The sequence below is a fragment of the Deltaproteobacteria bacterium genome, from assembly GCA_016210045.1.
Taxonomy (GTDB): Bacteria; UBA10199; UBA10199.
This window is the reverse complement of the sequence record JACQUX010000012.1, coordinates 1-16625: the sequence shown is the minus strand read 5'-3', so window position 1 is coordinate 16625 and position 16625 is coordinate 1. Positions and strand designations below refer to the sequence as shown.

Below are 16625 nucleotides of genomic sequence, written 5' to 3'. Positions count from 1 at the left end.
GTTTCGTCAAGGACCCGAAAGGCGAGATTCTCATCTCGAAAAGTTTACGGGTGAACTGTTACTGACATGAAAAACGGAGACTGGAAATTCTGGTTCGCCATCATCGGGGCCGTCCTCGCGGCTTCCGGCATGTTCTGGAGTCTGAAAGTCGATGTGGCCAAGACGCAGGTCGAATTGGAGCACGTCAAACAGGACGTCGCCTTCATCAAACAAAGGATCGAAAGCCACTATGCAAGTGACGTCGCATTTCAACCTTGAGGAATTCCGTTGCGGTGACGGCACGCCGTATCCCGCCGCCTGGGTCACGTCGCGGCTCAGGCCCTTGTGCGAGCAGCTGGAACTGATCCGTATGCTGTGCGGTAACCGCGTTATCACGGTCACGTCCGGCTACCGAACGCCGGAATACAACCGCAAGGTCGGCGGCGTGAAGAGATCGCAACACATCGAGGGCCGCGCAGCGGATATCAAGATCGAAGGCATGCCCGCCCGCACCGTCGCGCAGAAAATTCTCGAGGCCGTTTCCGCGAAGAACCTCGGGGTGAAGGGCATCGGCTCCTATCCCTCGTTCACGCATGTGGACATACGGCCGACTCAGAGACTGGCTTACTGGTTCGTGAAATCAAAAACCTGAAGGAGGACGGAATATGGAACAGGATATTCTCGAAAGATGCGTGAATTATTTCACGCACGGCGGACCGATCGAATGGATCGGCGGCGGTATCACCGTCGGGACGCTGTTGCTCACCACGTTCACCAAACTGAGCGTTCCCGGAATCATCCGGGCCATCGCGAGACACATCATGGAACTCCGAGCGGGCAACAAGATGCGTCTCAAGTAGGTCCGTTTTTGCTCACCGGTAACGCAAATGCGTTACCCATGATAAACATTTGAATTTATTATGTTTTTAGTCTTTTCAAATGATTCATTTCAGGTAAGATGTTTTTCGGATGAATCATGCAATCGACTGTTTCGGCTACCTCTTTGACGAAAACCTCGCTCCCTGTCGTGAACATTGCCAGGCGCGCCGCGAATGCCGCGAGGCCCTCGCTCAAAACCTTCGCCGGTCCGGAGCCGAAATATTCGAGAGCCGGAAGCGTCGGCTCCTCTCCCAAAGTGCCCGGCTCGCCAAGACGATCGCCATTCCCCAAAGTCTGACTCCGGAAATTTCGGAAACCGTCAGCCGTGTCGTGGAACTGCTCGCCTCCCTCGGACTCAAGCCGGTCTTCAAGCGTTACTACATCGCATTCAAGGATGCCGAAGGTCGCAGCCAATTGCATGTTTCCCGCTTCCGTTCGGACACGATGAACAAATTGGTCCGCTTCGTGAGACCCGTTACGCCGGACGATCTGTCCGAACCGTGCCGCTCGGTCATCAGCCGGGAAACGATCTGCGGGCAACGTTATTTCACGGGCGAGTCTTTGCATGACCTCTCCGAGGTCGTGAAGGTCTACCTTGAGGGAGGTGCGTGATGGAACCGATCCGAGTCTGGTTCGTGGGGATCCTGTCGTTTCTGACGGGCTGGGGATCAGCCCTTTTCATGCTGAAGGAAGTCTTTCGGCGGAAGGAACTGAAAATCAAAACATTGGAGGAGAAACTTTATGGACGCGAAGGAATTGAAAACGCTGCTCGACCATACCGGAAGCCGCATCGTGGGAAAATTCATACGGGATCAGCAAAGCCTCATCGACACGTTCAGGGCTGAAGTGTCGCGTTCGCTGGATGCGCTGTATCCGACACTGGTGAAATCACTCGGAGCCAAGGAAGCCCCCGCGGAGGCTGAAGAGACGGCCGCTTCGGGCACGGAGGTCTGACATGGCGAAACCGCGCGTCGTCTCGACCGACATGATCGTCCGTATCGCCGAACTGACGGGGCTTCATCAGTATGAGGTCCGGCTGGTTCTCGTATCGATGATCCAATGCATGATGAACGATCTGGCGCTGGGGAAGACCGTGCATTTCCTGTCGCTGGGGAAATTCTGGTTGAAACACGTGCCGGCGCGGAAGGGTTTCAATCCGTACCGCCGGATACCGGCCGATTATCCGGAAGGGTTCGTTCCGAAATTCACCTGGGGAAGACGGGCTTATGAATTCATCCGCTGTGAAACGAGAAAACATCTCCTGGGAGAGCGATCACCTGCATGAGAACGTGCGGCGATTTCTTCAAGGAGACAAAGCATCCTTCGAGGCTATTCGACTGCATCTGGAGCCCATTGTCCACTCGGTGGTCAATGCCAGTCGCCATCGGATCTTCCTCGACCAGGTCGAGGATGTCCGACAGGAATGCTGGATCGAGGTGATGCAAAAACTCCGGTTCTGGGATCCCGAGCGTGGTAGCCTTCGCAGTTTCATGTACCGGTGCGTCTCGAATTGCGTCGCCAGCTACTTCAGGCGGAGCCGCTACTTTTCGCGTTTCATCCCTTCGGACGACGCGCATGAACGACTGACCACCCAGCCGGAGGAGTCTGTTCACGCCGCGGATCTGGATATTCGCCTGCGGATCCGTTTTGACACGCCGGTATCGCGTTACGTGGTCCATCGGGTGGCCATCGCGGTTTATTTGCGCGTGTTCGAGCGATGCCGGAACGGTTTCATCAGGGACGTCGCCAGGATCGCGATCATCCCGCCGAAACGGGCGGAGTTTCTCATCGACTATGCCGTGGTGACATTGCGTCGCCACGGGCTGGAACAGAAGATCACGGAGGAAGGATGGACTCGAAATTTCCTGAACTGGGCCTGAAGGAGCTCATATTCTATCTGTACCGCGATACCTTGCTGCCGGAAATGTACGATCTTCTGGGCGAGGAAGAAACCCTCAAGCTCGTGCTGGTTTTCGGCGGCATGAAAATCTCCATTCCCTCCATGAAAGAGATCAACGATCTCAAGCGCAACATCGACGTTTTCCTGTCGCTCTCGTATTCGCAGGGCCACGAGACGCTGCGATTCCTGGCCGACAAATACGAAGTTACCGAAGTGTGGATCCGGGCCGTCTACAAAAAAATGCACCGCGAGTACCCGAAAATCCTCCAGCATCTGCGGGAACTGAGCGCGATGGATCCCGTTCACATCACCACCCGAAGGAACCCCGTTCATGGCAACAAGGAAACGCAAAAGAACTAAGCCCAAGGGGGCCGCCGAGGCTCTCGTGAGGCAATTGGGCGTGAAGTACAAGGAAGACATGATCATCGCGTGGCATTGCAGCGGAGGCGTGTTGAACGGCGAACGTCTGAGTCGCGAGGCCCTCGGGCGTCGCATCGGCGTCTCGGAATACATGATCCTGAAGTTGCTCGAAGGGATCGAGAAAAAATTCGTGAAGATGTTCGAGAACCAAAGCATCATCCGTGACCGGGTGTTCGTCATGGCCGCGACCCTGATGCACCAGCTGCGGGAAGATCGCGCGCGGGCGGTCCTTCACACCGACCAGTTGGACAAGCAGATCGAGAAAACATCGAAAATGTACGACACGGCCTGGGAGATGTCCGAGGCGACCTTTACCGAATACAATCGCAAGCGGCACATTCTCGAAAGCCTGATGGCGCATCTCAGGGCCTTGAACGGGCTCAGGACCGAAAGCATCCGGGTCATGTCCCAGACCTCCAGCGCCATGAATCAATTCTTGAGCCTTTTCTCCGGCGGCAAGGGACACCTCCCCATCGAGGATCTTCCGGACACCGAAACCGGCGTCCGCTATCTCGATTATACGGCCGCCATCCGGGTGATCGAAGCCAAGGCGGATCCGATTCTGCCCCGACAGGATTCGAACTTATCCGCTCCCGTCGGACACAATCCGCACTCCGGCTTCGAGGAACTGGAAACACTGAGGAAGTAAACCGTGTATGCGCGAAGCCAGGGAAATGATTATGTATGAGTCGATGTCTGACACAGGCCGAATTCCAGGAGATTCTCAAGTGTCGCCGGTCTCCGGCGTACTTCATCAACACCTACGGTTTTTTGCGTGACCCCATCCGGGGCAAGATCCCGTTCCGCCTTTACCGATTCCAGGAAATAACCTTCGCCCAATTTCTCAGACACAGCTTCAACATCATCCTCAAAAGCCGTCAGATGGGCCTGAGTTGGCTCGTGGCGGGCTATGCCCTGTGGATGTGCCTTTTCTTCGAGGAGAAAAAGGTTCTGATGATCTCGATCAAGGACGCCACGGCAAAGGCGCTCCTCAAAAAGGTGCGCTACCTCTACAGTCATCTGCCGCCGTTCCTGCAGGCGGAACTCGTCGATGATAACATGTCGAAGATGTCGTTCGTGACCGGAAGCGAGATCGAATCGGTGCCGACATCGGAAGAAGCCGGCCGCTCGGAATCGCTGTCGCTCCTCATCATCGACGAGGCGGCCTTCGTCCGTTGGATCGAAGACATCTGGCAGGCCTCGTTTCCCACGCTCAGCACGGGCGGTTCGGCGATCATCCTGAGCACGCCGAACGGCATGGATAATTTCTACTACGAACTCTGGACCAGATCTCTCGAAGGCAAAAGTCTTTTCAATCCGATTCGTGTCCACTGGTGGTATCACCCCGAGCGAACACAGGCATGGCTGGCGATCCAGAAGGCCAACATGAGCGCCAACCAGCTGGCGCAGGAAGTCTTCGGCGACTTCGTGGCCATGGGCAACCTCGTGTTTGACGTTTCGGCACTGCGGGCCTTGCAGGAAGAATGCTCGATGACCGTGCCGATCGAAACGCGCTTCACCGACGAATACGACCCCGACTTTCCCTGCGGGCTGTATATTTTCGAGAAACCGAAGGCCAAGACCGATTACATCCTCTCCGTGGATCCCGCCAAGGGGGGAGCCGGAGATTATCACGCCACGCACGTTCTGGAACGCCACACGGGGAAACAGGTCGCGGAATACCGCACGCGCATCCCGTTGGATGTCTTCAACCGGAAAATTCTCGAACTGGGAGCCGAGTATAACAACGCCCTCGCCGCCATCGAAAACAACAACATGGGCATCGCCACGAATCTGTTCTTCCAGCACCACGATTACCCGCGTATCTACGAATACGTGAACCCGCTCAAACCGGGTAAAGCGGAGCCGGGATTCCCGACCAATTCGCTGACACGGCCGCTCCTGATCGACGAGCTGGACAAGAGCCTGCGCGAGGGGGTGGGCGGCGTTCAAGGTATCCGTACCGTCAATGAATTGCTCAACTTCTGCTGGTCGCGATCGGGCAAGGCCGAGGCCCAGAGCGGCAAGCACGACGACCTGGTGATCGCCCTGGGGATCGGCAGATACGTGCGCCAACACACCGTAAGAGAAGTGGATTTCCCCGTGCTGTTGAGCTAATTTTATTCACCGAATAGGCAAAAATCAAAGGATCAAAAAAGGGGCAATCAACTGGTCATCTTTTTCGTCTTTCTTGATGTAATGGAGGTGGTCTCCATTTTTGCTAACGGGTCAAATAAGGAGGGTGTGTTTATGTTAAAGAACAAATTGCGAGTGTTTTGGGTGCTGATCGGTTTCGCGCTTCTTGTTCCTCAGATACCGGTCTTCGCCGGTGAACATCCCGGCGTTAAAGCGAGCGGAGAAGAAGAGACCAAGGTCAAGCAGGCCGCGCAGGATTACATCAATGTGCAGGTCAAGGATAAGGGGAGTTTCGAGGTTGACGACAAAGTGGCCAACAAAACGCGGAAATTGAAATTCGATTACTTCCATACGATCAACAAGCTCGATAACGGGGATTACTTCTTCTGCGCCGATTTCACGGAGGGGAAGGACCGGCTTGATCTCGATTTCACCGTTTCTGGTTCCGATCTCAAAGTGAAGAAAACGGTTATCCACAAGGTGAACGGCGTCGCGCGCTGAAAGGGCCTGAATGTTTAGTGATGAGGAACTGAATCGATTTTACCGATATTGCATTGCCCTGACCGGGAATGAGGCGGATGCCTTTGACCTGCTGCAGGATAGTCTTGAGAAATTCGTGCGGCGCGGCAATCGGGGGATCGAAAACCAGGGAGGGTATTTTTTTCGGATGATCCGGAATCAATTCATCGATGATCTGCGGAGAAAACGGAATCACGACGAAGAGCTTTATGAAGAAGACAAGGTGATCCAGCTTGATTCGCAGTCATTGGAAGACATCGTCATGGATCGTGAACAGGTTGAACGGGTCATGGAGACATTGAATGACCAGGATCGGGAACTCATTTTTCTCTGGGCGGTTGAGGGATTCACGATCCAGGAGATCGCCGATCACTGGGAGATTCCCAAGGGGACATTGCTGGCACGGATCCATCGTCTCCGGGTAAAAATCCGGGAGACTCCAGGGGGTGTGGAAAAGAAGGTGACCCGGTCATGAAGAAAACGATTCAAAATCATTTTGATCAGTATCAATTGTCGGGAGAACAGTTGCGCCGTCTCAGGGAGATTCAATCGAGGGCAACGCTTCCCCGGTTTGATTCATTCCTGAAGGTGCGCCGTGTTTCCGTCGCTTTTGTATCTGTGGTCGCTTTCTTGGTAATCGGGGTAATCGGGACGCTCGCCTGGTGGCAGCCGTGGAATCGGTCAACATCCATCTCTTCGCTCGCTTCCGAGATCGCCTATCATCACAACAAGCAGATGGTCATGGAGATCGAATCTCCCTCAACGAGCGCGGTCAGGGCCTACCTTTCAAAGCTGGATTTTCCTTTGATCGAATCCGAGAGGTTCCCATCCACTGATTGGGAGCTCGTCGGAGGGCGGTATTGCTCTCTCAAAGGTCACATCGCGGCCCAGTTGCGCATACGCAATAAAAACAGCGGCAAGAATGTCACCTTTTATCAGTTGCTGATGCCGAAAGAGATGCCCGATCTTGATGGAACGTTCGAGGTCTTCGAGCAAGGGGTCAGAGTCGAGCTTTGGAAAGAACGCGGATTGCTGCTCGGAACGGCTCAAGAAAATTAATCATAGGGAGCATCGGGTCTTATGAAAAAAATATTCGCCATTACCTTAATTTTGCTCGTTGCTTCCTGCCAATCCAAATCGAACCCGTCTCCCACGGAAGATATTAAATCCTCCCAAACAGGTCCGCTCAAGGAAGGTCAATTGCCGGGCATAGAACCTTTTTCACCGGCCCTGATGAAGCAATTCGATACGATGCGGGCGAGTCGGGGAAAAGACTACAAACCGAGAACGAAACATCTTCGCCCCGATGGTCGGGCCGAATACACGAACCGCCTTTTTCTCGAAGCGAGCCCCTATCTGCTCCAACATGCCCACAATCCTGTCAATTGGTATCCCTGGGGTGACGAGGCCTTCGAGACGGCGAAAAGATTGAACCGGCCGGTATTGATCAGCGTCGGCTATTCCACCTGTCACTGGTGTCATGTCATGGAGGAAGAGTCCTTCGAGGACGAGGAGATCGCGCGCTACATGAACGAAAACTACATCGCCATCAAGGTCGACCGGGAAGAACGCCCCGATGTCGATGCCATCTACATGAGCGCCGTTCAGGCGATGACCGGCGGCGGTGGGTGGCCGATGACCGTCTGGCTCACACCTGATCGCAAACCTTATTTCGGTGGAACGTATTTTCCCGCCAGAGACGGGGATCGCGGGGCAAAAACCGGATTTTTGACCTTGCTGAAGAGATTGAAAGAGGCTTACCAAAGAGAACCCGAAAAAGTCGCGGCTTCTTCAAATCAACTCGTCAAGGTGATCAACGAAAATCTTTCTTCGGAAGAGATGGGAAGCCAGATCCCAGACGCACAGGTTTTTCATAACGTCGTTCAGGTTTACAAAAACCGCTTCGATGAAAAAGACGGCGGTTTGAACTCTGCCCCCAAGTTTCCCAGTAGCATGCCTATTCGTTTTCTTCTTAGATACTATCGGCGCGCAGGCGATCAAAGGATTTTGGAAATCGCGACGACGACACTGACCAAAATGGCCTCCGGTGGAATCTACGATCATGTCGGAGGCGGCTTTCATCGCTACTCCACGGACAAGCACTGGCTCGTTCCCCACTTTGAAAAGATGCTCTATGACAATGCGCTGCTCGTCATGGCCTATCTGGAAGCCTACCAAGTAACTGGTAACAGTGAATATGAACGGATTGTCAAAGAAACCCTTCGTTACATTGAAAGGGATATGACCTCGCCAGACGGAGCTTTTTATTCAGCTACGGATGCGGACAGTCCCACCCCAACCGGTCGCCGCGAAGAGGGATATTTTTTCACTTGGAACTTGGGAGAACTGACCAAGATTCTTGGTAAAGAAAGAATGAAGGTTTTTGAAAAGTATTTCGTTCTGAAAAGCGAGGGAAATTTCGAAGGCCGCATCATTCTCCATACCCACACGACAGCGGCGCGGGTGGCCAAGGAGCTTGGTCTCCCGGAAGAAAAAGTAAGGACTCTTTTGGAAGAATCCGAAGAACTCCTTTATCGGGAACGCAGCAAACGACCACCGCCGCTTCGGGATGAAAAAATCCTCACCTCCTGGAACGGGCTCATGATCCAGGCTTTCGCCCAGGCCGGGCTTATTTTGGGAGATGCGAACTATGTCAATCGCGCCATCAAGGCGGCGCAATTTATCTTCGACAAACTTTATGCCGACGGCAGACTCTCACGAAGTTACAAGGACGGCCAGGCCAAGTACAACGCCTACCTTGATGATTATGCATTTTTAACCGCCGGACTTTTGGACCTCTATGAAGCAACCGGTGATCCTCAATGGCTTAAAAAAGCCATCGCACTCGATCAGGTGTTGTCAAAATTTTACGAAGACAAAAAGAACGGCGGGTTTTTCATGACGAGCTCCGATCATGAAAAATTGCTGGCGCGGGAAAAACCGAACTACGATGGTGCGGAACCCTCCGGTAATTCCATTGCCATTTTGAATCTCTATCGTCTGAACGAATTCACCACCGAAGATAGCTATCGGAGCCGTGCCGACAAGGCTTTGAAAGCTTTCTCCCAGACCTTGAATTCCCGCCCGAACGCCCTGACGGAAATGCTTCTGGCCCTCGATTTCCGCCTCGATAAGCCGAAAGAGATCGTCATCGTGACACCTGCCGGCAAAAAAAATGACTCTGAATCCCTGCTCACCGAATTCAGAAAACATTTTCTTCCGAATCGGATTTTAGTTGTGACCGAAGAAGGCGAAGGATTGGCAGGCCATGCTGAAATGGTTCCTCTAGTCCAATCAAAAAGTGCGCTCGACGGGAAGGCAACGGCTTTTGTCTGCGAAAAAGGAATTTGCGAACTCCCCACCAGCGATGCCAAAATGTTTGCCAAGCAAATTTCCGTTGTGGAGAAGCTCAAAGGGGGGCCGTAAACATGGAAGCCCTCCTGGTCAACGGCCTGCTGGCCTTCACAGCCGGTATCCTCCTGAATTTTACCCCCTGCGTGCTTCCGGTCATCCCTTTGAAGATACGGGCAGTCCTGCAAGAGATCGAGGGGACGACCCGTCCCAGAATCCTGGCGGCCGGAGCCTTGCTGTTGGGGAGTCTGACTTTTTTTGTGCTGCTCGGTGGGGCCACCGCGTACCTCGGTTGGAAATGGGGGGAGATTTTTCAATCCAGGATCTTTGTCACTCTCCTTGCGATTTTCCTGCTGGTCTCCGGCATCGCGATGCTGGTCGGTTGGTCGCTCCGCCTTCCCCAAGCGGTCTATAAAATTCCCATCCACCGTTACATGGGAGCCTTTCTGACCGGGGTGTTGGCCGGTATTCTTTCCACTCCCTGTTCCGGCCCATTTTTGGGGGCGGTGCTGGCCTATGCGGTGACCCAATCTCCTGCCGTTACCATCGTCCTCTTCACCGCCATCGGATTCGGACTGGCCTTTCCGTATTCAGGCATTCTCCTGTTTCCCCAGACCTTGAAGTATCTGCCGAGGGGCGGTCGGATCGGGACGCAGGTTGAGTCGCTGCTCGCGTTTATCCTGATTGCCGGTGCCATTTTCTTCGGGCAATCGATGCTCCCGACTTCCTTTTCAGCGCCTCTATGGGGGATTTTTCTTTTCGGTTTGGTCGTTTGGGGAATTTCGGAATTCACGAGGGGAGAAAAAAAGTCGGAACGATTTGTCCCTATGTGTCTCATGCTCATTTTGATTTTCGGAGGACTTTCCATTCTCAAAAATTCTTCTGCAAGCGGTCTTGACTGGAAACCATACACTCAGTCGAATCTGGACGAGACATTGCAATCGGGAAGGCCGGTTCTTTTGGAGTTTACCGCCGACTGGTGCATCAACTGCAAGGTTCTGGAAAAAACGACCTATGCGTCACCGGAGGTCATCGCGACTGCCGAAAAAATGAATCTTGTCAGTCTTAAGGTGGACATGACGAAATTCGGTGACACGGAAAAAACCTTGTTGGATCACTATGGCGGCACAGCGCTTCCTTATGCTGTTTTGCTGGAATCCTCTGGTCATGCGATTCAAACTTTTTCCGGGATGTTTTCCGCCGAGACCCTGGTAAAGGGAATTTTGGACATGGAGAAGAATCAATGATGACCCTGTTCGTACTTCCTTATTTCACGCTGGGTCCTTGGCCCAAGGAACCTTTATTCTCGATCGGCTCTTTCCATGCCCAGATCCCGGCCTTCGGGCTCCTGGTTGCCATGGGAGTCGTTTTGGCTGTCATGATGGGGACCCGGAAGGCGAAACAACTCGGACTGCCTCGCCATGAGTTTCAAAACATGGCGTTTTTCCTGCTTATCATCGGGTGGCTGGCGGCCCACATCTTCGAAGTGGTGTTTTATCATCCCGATTTTATCCTCAAGCAACCGATGATTCTGCTGGACATCACGAACGGATTCTCCAGCTATGGTGGCCTGATCGGCGGCATTGCCGCGTTTTTTATCTGGACCAGAGGACCTTACAGAAAAGACCGGATTTTATGGGCGGAGGCGGCGGCCTGGAGCCTTCCTTTCGCCTGGTTTTTCGGTCGCATCGGTTGTTCGGTCGTCCACGATCACCCGGGAAGCCCAGCGCCTGATTGGTGGCCGCTGGCCATCGACTTTTCCGATCCCTACCGCCCTTGGCTCAATGGTCCGAGACATGACCTCGGCTTTTACGAGGCCATCTGGTGGTTCGTCATTCTGATCGTCATGCTGATGTTGAACCGGAAACCGCGGCGACCGGGGTTCTATCTTTGGCTTTTACCTATCCTGTATGCCCCCGTGCGTTTCGGTCTGGATTTTTTGCGGGTGAGCGATGCGGCAGGAGGAGACACGCGCTATCTCGGTCTCACCCCCGCTCAATATCTCTCGATAGTTTTAGCGGGCGTCGCCATCTATTTTGTCATCAGATACCGATATTACCGTACCTCAACCACTTTATAGCCGGCATCTGTGACCGTCTTCACGATGGTGTCCTGGTTGGTCTTGCCGGTTTCATAGGTGCATTGACCGTCGCCGGACTTGTTATCGATCGAAACCGTCTGACAGAGGGGTGTCAGCTTTTTCGTGATTATGGCGGAGCACATGGAGCAGGTCATCCCTTCGATTTTCATGTGCATGGTCTTGGTGTCTTTTGGCAGCGCGGCTTTTTCTTCTGCGCCGACCGTCGCCGTTCCCAACAGCAATATCCCCAAGAGAGCTAAAAACAGAGTTTTCATAACGATGTTCTCCTTATTAGGAATGATTTTCAACCTGACAGCAGGATTCGTCTTTGCCTGTTCCTGCGGCCCCTTCTTTATAAGCCTTGTAGGCCTTGAGCGCCCACATTTCACCGACGCATCCTCCCATCGTGGCACCTACGGCCAAAAATTCTCCTAGTTCCTCCTCGGAGGCACCTGATTTAATCGCCTGCTGAATATAGAACCGGATACAAGGTTCGCACTTGGCATTGATCGCCCAGAGCACGGCGCCCAAGACCTTGTACTTGACCGGCACGACGCCTTCTTTATAGATCGTCTCCTGCCTCATTTTCTGGATCAGGGCCGGGACACCGTGTGTCACCTTCGCAAACTCCTTCATCAATCCCAAGGCGGGATCAATGTTTGTAAGATCATGATTCGACATAAAAACTCCTTCCTTATGAAAGAATGCATCGGGCAACAATGCTGGGGCCGACCAGAAAAAGCAGCGCAAGTCCCGTAGCCACCCAAAGCATTATTTTGGTCCTGCGAATATTTTTTACGTCGCAGGCACCGATGCCCTCACAGGTTTGTTTGCATCCATACACCGTATAAAAAGCAATCCCCAACAAGAGGAATGTGATCCCAATCATGTAGGGCCGAAACGGAGCAAAGCTGGTGGCGAGTCCGGCACTACCCACCCCCAGTCCCAGGAGAAGCAGTGGAAGCGCGCAGCAGGAACCCAAGAAGGCCGTCCCCGTCGCAAAGATGGCTGTTATTTTTGGAATAGATTGTTTCATACAGTCCTCCTCTCATTGAGAGTCCGCAAAAGGTCAGCAGAAAAGGCTGCCATGGTTCAGCCCCTCTGCAACCTTAAGGTTACGGACTACCGATGCCTGCCGCACGAAGCGCGCTTTCACTGATTGTTCCAACTCTGCAACAATCGAGAATCTTACCATTGACAGCGACCGCCGGGACTCTTGTAACGCCGTATTGCTCGGCCTTATCTCGGCAGTCATTCGTCGCGCATCCGGCATTGAGATCGTAGACCACGACATCGCAAGACGGGCACGCCGTCTTTTTAACGAGCTCCACGACCGGTTCGCAGAGTGGACAACCCGACGTGAATACCTCGACCTTTCTCTTCTTATTCGCCATTTTTCTCACCTCCTTTCATATTTATTTGAGTGTTTGTTTTACAGGAAGGGCAGGAAATTTTGGGAGTCCTGCTCTCAATAATGAAACTCGTAACTGAAGCTACAGAAAGCATGAGCGCTGATAACAAGCCGATCACATTGCTTCGTTCGCCTAGCAATTGAACGATCAAACCGATAAATCCCAGGCTTCCGAGGATGACTATCCACCCCGGAATGGCGCGATTTTTCCAAGCTCGGCATAAGAACCATACGAACAGAGCACCCAGTCCACCGATGATGACCTGATAAACACCGTAAAGCACCGGCATAAGACTTCCGATGCCGGCTGTAAGCCCTGTTAACGCTAGAAGACAGATCGGACATTTGAGTGCGACGAAACCCACAGCAAGGCCGGCAAGAGCCGGTATTTTTTTCATGGGGATCGGTGTCACTTTGGGAATGTTGAGTCTCATTTCAATTTCCCTTCCGATTCCAAATTCTCCAAGATCGGACATTCGCTGACCGGGCCTTTTCCTCGACATTGATCCGTCAGTCGGTTCAGAGCCTGCCTGATCCGTTTGAGGTCGGCGATCTTGGCATCCACTTCTTTGATTTTCTCGTTGGCCTTGCGTTTAACATCGGCGCATGTCGCCTGCGGCCCCACGCTCAAGTCCAGCAACTCTTTGATTTCGGCGAGCGTGAATCCAAGATCCTTGGCCCTTTTGATAAAGCGAACCCGATCGATTGTAGCAGGAGGATACTGCCGATAGCCCGACTCCCGCCGTGGCGGTTCGGGGATAAGACCCTCCCGTTCGTAAAAACGGATGGTCTCAATTCCGACTGCCGTCAGGCGAGCTACTTTACCGATGGTGAAGATCTCTTCTTTCATACGAACCCATTCTAAACCCTGTAGTATACTATATGGTCAAGCTCTTTTCTTTAGACCTCTTTTTCACGCCGATTGATGGGATATGGGGCTATCTTTCCGAGGAAGGGCTGAAGCAGCATGCGATCAAGCCGCAAATCCCGGATCGTGCGGAATTGCTCGATTCCGATGGTCATGCCGATGTGTCCGGCACGGGGCTCGGCCCGGTAGGTTCCGAGCAGACGATCCCACCAGGGGGAGTTGAAACCGAAATTACTGTTGGTTTCCGAGGGGACGATCGAATGATGAACCCGGTGCATCTCCGGCGTTACCACGAAGCAGCGCAAAACGCGGTCGAGTCCTTGCGGAATACGGACGTTGCCGTGATTGAACATGGAAGTGGCGTTGAGAAGGATCTCGAAAATCAGCACGGCCACGGCCGGCGGACCCAATGCCGCCACGACTCCCATTTTGATCCCCATGGAGAGGAGGATTTCTACGGGATGAAAGCGTACCCCGGTCGTTACATCAAAATCCAGATCGGCGTGGTGCATCCGGTGCAGTCGCCAGAGGATGGGGACGGCGTGGAAAAGGACATGTTGGAGATAGATGGCAAGGTCGAGAAAAAGCACGGAAAGAAAAACAACCAGCCAAGACGGCAAGGCGAGATGATGAAACAGGCCCCATCCCCGCTCATCCGCGATCATGGCCAAGCCCACGGCAGCGGTCGGAATCAGGAACCGTACAAGAAGCGTGCTGATCAGAACCACCCCGAAATTGCCGGTCCACCGGATTTTCCGGGAAGCGACACGTTCCCTCCGGGGAGCCAGGATCTCCCATAAGGCCATGAGCAGAAAGACGCCCAGAAAAAAGCCGAATCGAAGTACTGGTTCATTTGGAATCATGGTCTCGTTCATCGGTAACGGGCCTCCTGATTTCCTGACCTATTTTTCAAAAGGCGAAACAACTTCGGAATAAGAGAGAGTAAAAGAACCAAAACAAAGGGACCCCATACCCGATAATCCAGCCATGCCCCGGGATCGTTCAAGTCGAGGTAGTGGCTGGCTCCGCCTAGAGAGGTATATACGAAGGCCCCCGGTGCCATGCCGAACAGAGTCGCGAAAAAGTAATCACGGAACTTGATCTGCATCAGACCCAGGCTGAAATTCAGCAGATTGAAGGGAAAGAGCGGGACCAACCGAAGATAAAATACCGTGGCAAATCCGTGCGCACCGATTTTCCGGTCAAAACTCTTCAATTTTCCACGGGTCCATTTTTCGACGAATTCCCTTCCGAGGTATCGGGCCAAAAGAAACGCCAGGGAAGCGCCCAGGGTGGCGGAAACGAGATTGATCGCCGTGCCCCACAGCGTGCCGAAAAGAATCCCGCCGCTGATGGTCAGCACCGATCCCGGGAGGGCAAAGACCGTGGCGAGGATATAAATGGATCCGAAGATCAAGGGAGCCAAGGCCCCTTGTCCCTTGATCCAGGAACGGATCCAGCTGAAACCCTCCGGGGAAAGATAATCCCTTGCGGGCGTGAAAAAATAGAGGAGGACGACAATGCCCGCGAAGAGAAGGATCAGAATCGATTTTTTCACCGAAGGTTTCATCCGAACCGCCAATCGAGATATCGTTTGAGCCATTTTTTCGCGGTACCCGTCAAACGGGTGCGCTGATAACTATCCGCGATCCGTTTGCTGACCTCAGCCAGCGTCGGATAGACATGAATCATCGAAGCCACTTTCTTGAGTCCGATCTTTTGGTGCATGGCCAAGGCCAGCTCATGTAACAAATCTCCGGCGTGAGAGCCGACGAGCGTAACACCTAAAATCTGATCCGTTCGCCTTGAAGTGAGGACCTTGATAAATCCCTCGGCTTCACGATCACAAACGGCGCGGTCGAGATCACTCAAAGAGTATTGATACACATCGTGCGCCACATTGTTTTGTTTGGCCTCGGATTCATTTAAGCCGACGCGGGCGACTTCCGGTTCGGTAAATGTGCACCACGGCACGACGCGATAATCGATTTTGGATTTTCCGGGAAAAAAGGCATTGCGAAGGATGAGCCTTGCCTGAAAATCGGCGGTGTGGGTGAATTGATAAGGGCCTACGACATCGCCGCAGGCGTAGATATGTCTAGCAGAGGTTCGTAGTGTTGCGTCCGTTTTGATTCCCTTTTTATCATACTGAACACTCGCGTTCTCTAAACCGAGGCCGTTTACATTGGGGGCGCGTCCCACGGCTACGAGAATCTGGTCGAATGCGATTTTTCTTTTCTGTCCGTCAGGACCGGAAACGATCAACCCACCATCGATTTGTTCGGCCTTCGTTTTGAGTAATACCGTAAGGCCTTCCGCCTCAAACCTCTTTTTGACCAACACGGATACTTCGGGATCCTCGCGAATCAACAGCCTGTCAGCCATTTCAACGATGGTGACTTTACTCCCAAGTCTCGCAAAGGTTTGCGCCAACTCCGCTCCGATAGGGCCGCCCCCCAAAACGATGAGGGTTTTCGGCAGCTCTTTTAACTGCCAGACATTGTCGCTCGTCAGATAGGGGATTTTGTCTAAACCGGGAATGGGCGGCACGAAGGGCGAGGCTCCGGTAGCAATGACAAAACGTTTGGCCTCCAAGGTTTCCTGGCCGTTTGAAATTTGATGCGGAGAAATAAATCGGTATTCACCCAGATGGACATCGACTCCGAGCGACGTGAATCTTTCGACGGAATCATGAGGAGCGATCTTCTCTTGAACCTCACGGACGGAGGCCAAAACCGAATCGAGTTTGATGTCGAAGTTGTGGGATTGCAATCCGAAACGCTCGGCGGTTCGCGCGTCATGAATAATTTTGGCCGAGCGGATGATGGCCTTCGACGGCACACAACCGGTATTGAGGCAATCGCCGCCCATTTTATGTCTTTCGATAAGCGCGACCTTGGCTCCCAAACCTGCGGCTCCAGCCGCGGCGACCAAGCCGCCAGATCCGCCACCGATGACAATCAGATGATATTTTTTATTTTCCATATTTGCTCCTCGGTATCGATGTCTTCCAATTGAGGGAGACATGAAACGTGAAGTTCCAGTTTTTCCGCGACTCGCAGGGTCTGCGCAAAAACACGTT

25 protein-coding genes are annotated in these 16625 nt (G+C 53.2%); 16 read left to right on the top strand and 9 right to left on the bottom strand.

The features are described from left to right. The first annotated feature begins 66 nt into the window (after positions 1–66). From HY696_03985 to HY696_03910, 16 genes are all read left to right on the top strand, one after another. Positions 67–258, top strand: a complete 192-nt coding sequence (locus HY696_03985) for a hypothetical protein (GenBank protein ID MBI4237563.1) — start codon at positions 67–69, stop codon at positions 256–258. After that, on the top strand, positions 230–631 hold the full coding sequence (locus HY696_03980) for a DUF882 domain-containing protein (GenBank protein MBI4237562.1): 402 nt from the start codon (positions 230–232) through the stop codon (positions 629–631). The genes HY696_03985 and HY696_03980 overlap by 29 nt, the downstream gene beginning before the upstream one ends. A 13-nt stretch (positions 632–644) precedes the next feature. After that, positions 645–839: a hypothetical protein gene (locus tag HY696_03975; GenBank protein ID MBI4237561.1), complete on the top strand. Its 195-nt coding sequence runs from the start codon at positions 645–647 to the stop codon at positions 837–839. A 109-nt stretch (positions 840–948) separates the two neighbouring features. Further along, on the top strand, positions 949–1470 hold the full coding sequence (locus HY696_03970) for a hypothetical protein (protein MBI4237560.1): 522 nt from the start codon (positions 949–951) through the stop codon (positions 1468–1470). A 129-nt stretch (positions 1471–1599) separates the two neighbouring features. Then, positions 1600–1812: a hypothetical protein gene (locus HY696_03965; GenBank protein ID MBI4237559.1), complete on the top strand. Its 213-nt coding sequence runs from the start codon at positions 1600–1602 to the stop codon at positions 1810–1812. Position 1813: 1 nt separating this feature from the next. Next, positions 1814–2143, top strand: a complete 330-nt coding sequence (locus HY696_03960) for an HU family DNA-binding protein (protein MBI4237558.1) — start codon at positions 1814–1816, stop codon at positions 2141–2143. Then, positions 2085–2738, top strand: a complete 654-nt coding sequence (locus tag HY696_03955; protein ID MBI4237557.1) for a hypothetical protein — start codon at positions 2085–2087, stop codon at positions 2736–2738. Before HY696_03960 ends, HY696_03955 begins: the two co-directional genes overlap by 59 nt. Then, positions 2708–3118, top strand: a complete 411-nt coding sequence (locus HY696_03950) for a hypothetical protein (protein MBI4237556.1) — start codon at positions 2708–2710, stop codon at positions 3116–3118. The genes HY696_03955 and HY696_03950 overlap by 31 nt, the downstream gene beginning before the upstream one ends. After that, positions 3090–3827: a hypothetical protein gene (locus HY696_03945; protein MBI4237555.1), complete on the top strand. Its 738-nt coding sequence runs from the start codon at positions 3090–3092 to the stop codon at positions 3825–3827. The genes HY696_03950 and HY696_03945 overlap by 29 nt, the downstream gene beginning before the upstream one ends. 35 nt (positions 3828–3862) lie before the next feature. Then, positions 3863–5296 (top strand): hypothetical protein, encoded by a 1434-nt coding sequence (locus HY696_03940; GenBank protein MBI4237554.1) that lies wholly within the window; start codon positions 3863–3865, stop codon positions 5294–5296. 132 nt (positions 5297–5428) lie between these two features. Further along, on the top strand, positions 5429–5815 hold the full coding sequence (locus tag HY696_03935) for a hypothetical protein (GenBank protein ID MBI4237553.1): 387 nt from the start codon (positions 5429–5431) through the stop codon (positions 5813–5815). A gap of 10 nt (positions 5816–5825) precedes the next feature. Then, positions 5826–6308: a sigma-70 family RNA polymerase sigma factor gene (locus tag HY696_03930; protein MBI4237552.1), complete on the top strand. Its 483-nt coding sequence runs from the start codon at positions 5826–5828 to the stop codon at positions 6306–6308. Then, positions 6305–6892, top strand: coding sequence for a hypothetical protein (locus HY696_03925; protein MBI4237551.1), 588 nt, complete (start codon positions 6305–6307; stop codon positions 6890–6892). Before HY696_03930 ends, HY696_03925 begins: the two co-directional genes overlap by 4 nt. Before the next feature lie 174 nt (positions 6893–7066). After that, positions 7067–9259 (top strand): thioredoxin domain-containing protein, encoded by a 2193-nt coding sequence (locus HY696_03920; GenBank protein ID MBI4237550.1) that lies wholly within the window; start codon positions 7067–7069, stop codon positions 9257–9259. A 2-nt stretch (positions 9260–9261) separates the two neighbouring features. Then, positions 9262–10431, top strand: a complete 1170-nt coding sequence (locus tag HY696_03915; GenBank protein MBI4237549.1) for a thioredoxin family protein — start codon at positions 9262–9264, stop codon at positions 10429–10431. Further along, the gene (locus HY696_03910) at positions 10428–11264 is read left to right on the top strand and encodes a prolipoprotein diacylglyceryl transferase (GenBank protein ID MBI4237548.1); all 837 of its coding nucleotides are present in this window, start codon (positions 10428–10430) and stop codon (positions 11262–11264) included. Before HY696_03915 ends, HY696_03910 begins: the two co-directional genes overlap by 4 nt. Here the strand turns inward: HY696_03910 and HY696_03905 are convergent. The 9 genes from HY696_03905 to HY696_03865 all read right to left on the bottom strand — a co-directional run bounded on the left by HY696_03905 (position 11240) and on the right by HY696_03865 (position 16528). Then, entirely contained in the window at positions 11240–11539 is a 300-nt protein-coding gene (locus HY696_03905) for a heavy-metal-associated domain-containing protein (protein MBI4237547.1), read from the bottom strand. The two genes, HY696_03910 and HY696_03905, sit on opposite strands and share 25 nt — an antisense overlap. A gap of 16 nt (positions 11540–11555) precedes the next feature. Beyond that, positions 11556–11945, bottom strand: coding sequence for a carboxymuconolactone decarboxylase family protein (locus HY696_03900; GenBank protein ID MBI4237546.1), 390 nt, complete (start codon positions 11943–11945; stop codon positions 11556–11558). A gap of 13 nt (positions 11946–11958) precedes the next feature. Then, the gene (locus HY696_03895; GenBank protein MBI4237545.1) at positions 11959–12300 is read right to left on the bottom strand and encodes a mercury transporter MerT; all 342 of its coding nucleotides are present in this window, start codon (positions 12298–12300) and stop codon (positions 11959–11961) included. A 79-nt stretch (positions 12301–12379) separates the two neighbouring features. Further along, on the bottom strand, positions 12380–12658 hold the full coding sequence (locus tag HY696_03890; protein MBI4237544.1) for a thioredoxin family protein: 279 nt from the start codon (positions 12656–12658) through the stop codon (positions 12380–12382). Beyond that, complete coding sequence (locus HY696_03885; GenBank protein MBI4237543.1) at positions 12648–13073, bottom strand: hypothetical protein; 426 nt, start codon at positions 13071–13073, stop codon at positions 12648–12650. Before HY696_03885 ends, HY696_03890 begins: the two co-directional genes overlap by 11 nt. A gap of 32 nt (positions 13074–13105) precedes the next feature. Further along, complete coding sequence (locus HY696_03880; GenBank protein MBI4237542.1) at positions 13106–13525, bottom strand: heavy metal-responsive transcriptional regulator; 420 nt, start codon at positions 13523–13525, stop codon at positions 13106–13108. Positions 13526–13575: 50 nt separating this feature from the next. Beyond that, a complete protein-coding gene (locus tag HY696_03875; protein MBI4237541.1) occupies positions 13576–14418 on the bottom strand; it encodes a sterol desaturase family protein in 843 nt (280 codons plus the stop codon). Beyond that, a complete protein-coding gene (locus tag HY696_03870; protein ID MBI4237540.1) occupies positions 14415–15113 on the bottom strand; it encodes a TVP38/TMEM64 family protein in 699 nt (232 codons plus the stop codon). Before HY696_03870 ends, HY696_03875 begins: the two co-directional genes overlap by 4 nt. Further along, positions 15110–16528, bottom strand: a complete 1419-nt coding sequence (locus tag HY696_03865) for a mercuric reductase (protein MBI4237539.1) — start codon at positions 16526–16528, stop codon at positions 15110–15112. Before HY696_03865 ends, HY696_03870 begins: the two co-directional genes overlap by 4 nt. Positions 16529–16625 lie beyond the last annotated feature (97 nt).

What these genes read in the sequence shown, in the direction of transcription:
- HY696_03985 (MBI4237563.1), top strand. Translation starts at nt 67, where the DNA reads ATGAAAAACGGAGACTGGAAATTCTGGTTCGCCATCATCGGGGCCGTC.
- HY696_03980 (MBI4237562.1), top strand. Translation starts at nt 230, where the DNA reads ATGCAAGTGACGTCGCATTTCAACCTTGAGGAATTCCGTTGCGGTGAC.
- HY696_03975 (MBI4237561.1), top strand. Translation starts at nt 645, where the DNA reads ATGGAACAGGATATTCTCGAAAGATGCGTGAATTATTTCACGCACGGC.
- HY696_03970 (MBI4237560.1), top strand. Translation starts at nt 949, where the DNA reads ATGAATCATGCAATCGACTGTTTCGGCTACCTCTTTGACGAAAACCTC.
- HY696_03965 (MBI4237559.1), top strand. Translation starts at nt 1,600, where the DNA reads ATGGACGCGAAGGAATTGAAAACGCTGCTCGACCATACCGGAAGCCGC.
- HY696_03960 (MBI4237558.1), top strand. Translation starts at nt 1,814, where the DNA reads ATGGCGAAACCGCGCGTCGTCTCGACCGACATGATCGTCCGTATCGCC.
- HY696_03955 (MBI4237557.1), top strand. Translation starts at nt 2,085, where the DNA reads ATGAATTCATCCGCTGTGAAACGAGAAAACATCTCCTGGGAGAGCGAT.
- HY696_03950 (MBI4237556.1), top strand. Translation starts at nt 2,708, where the DNA reads ATGGACTCGAAATTTCCTGAACTGGGCCTGAAGGAGCTCATATTCTAT.
- HY696_03945 (MBI4237555.1), top strand. Translation starts at nt 3,090, where the DNA reads ATGGCAACAAGGAAACGCAAAAGAACTAAGCCCAAGGGGGCCGCCGAG.
- HY696_03940 (MBI4237554.1), top strand. Translation starts at nt 3,863, where the DNA reads ATGAGTCGATGTCTGACACAGGCCGAATTCCAGGAGATTCTCAAGTGT.
- HY696_03935 (MBI4237553.1), top strand. Translation starts at nt 5,429, where the DNA reads ATGTTAAAGAACAAATTGCGAGTGTTTTGGGTGCTGATCGGTTTCGCG.
- HY696_03930 (MBI4237552.1), top strand. Translation starts at nt 5,826, where the DNA reads ATGTTTAGTGATGAGGAACTGAATCGATTTTACCGATATTGCATTGCC.
- HY696_03925 (MBI4237551.1), top strand. Translation starts at nt 6,305, where the DNA reads ATGAAGAAAACGATTCAAAATCATTTTGATCAGTATCAATTGTCGGGA.
- HY696_03920 (MBI4237550.1), top strand. Translation starts at nt 7,067, where the DNA reads ATGAAGCAATTCGATACGATGCGGGCGAGTCGGGGAAAAGACTACAAA.
- HY696_03915 (MBI4237549.1), top strand. Translation starts at nt 9,262, where the DNA reads ATGGAAGCCCTCCTGGTCAACGGCCTGCTGGCCTTCACAGCCGGTATC.
- HY696_03910 (MBI4237548.1), top strand. Translation starts at nt 10,428, where the DNA reads ATGATGACCCTGTTCGTACTTCCTTATTTCACGCTGGGTCCTTGGCCC.
- HY696_03905 (MBI4237547.1), bottom strand. Translation starts at nt 11,539, where the DNA reads ATGAAAACTCTGTTTTTAGCTCTCTTGGGGATATTGCTGTTGGGAACG.
- HY696_03900 (MBI4237546.1), bottom strand. Translation starts at nt 11,945, where the DNA reads ATGTCGAATCATGATCTTACAAACATTGATCCCGCCTTGGGATTGATG.
- HY696_03895 (MBI4237545.1), bottom strand. Translation starts at nt 12,300, where the DNA reads ATGAAACAATCTATTCCAAAAATAACAGCCATCTTTGCGACGGGGACG.
- HY696_03890 (MBI4237544.1), bottom strand. Translation starts at nt 12,658, where the DNA reads ATGGCGAATAAGAAGAGAAAGGTCGAGGTATTCACGTCGGGTTGTCCA.
- HY696_03885 (MBI4237543.1), bottom strand. Translation starts at nt 13,073, where the DNA reads ATGAAAAAAATACCGGCTCTTGCCGGCCTTGCTGTGGGTTTCGTCGCA.
- HY696_03880 (MBI4237542.1), bottom strand. Translation starts at nt 13,525, where the DNA reads ATGAAAGAAGAGATCTTCACCATCGGTAAAGTAGCTCGCCTGACGGCA.
- HY696_03875 (MBI4237541.1), bottom strand. Translation starts at nt 14,418, where the DNA reads ATGAACGAGACCATGATTCCAAATGAACCAGTACTTCGATTCGGCTTT.
- HY696_03870 (MBI4237540.1), bottom strand. Translation starts at nt 15,113, where the DNA reads ATGAAACCTTCGGTGAAAAAATCGATTCTGATCCTTCTCTTCGCGGGC.
- HY696_03865 (MBI4237539.1), bottom strand. Translation starts at nt 16,528, where the DNA reads ATGGAAAATAAAAAATATCATCTGATTGTCATCGGTGGCGGATCTGGC.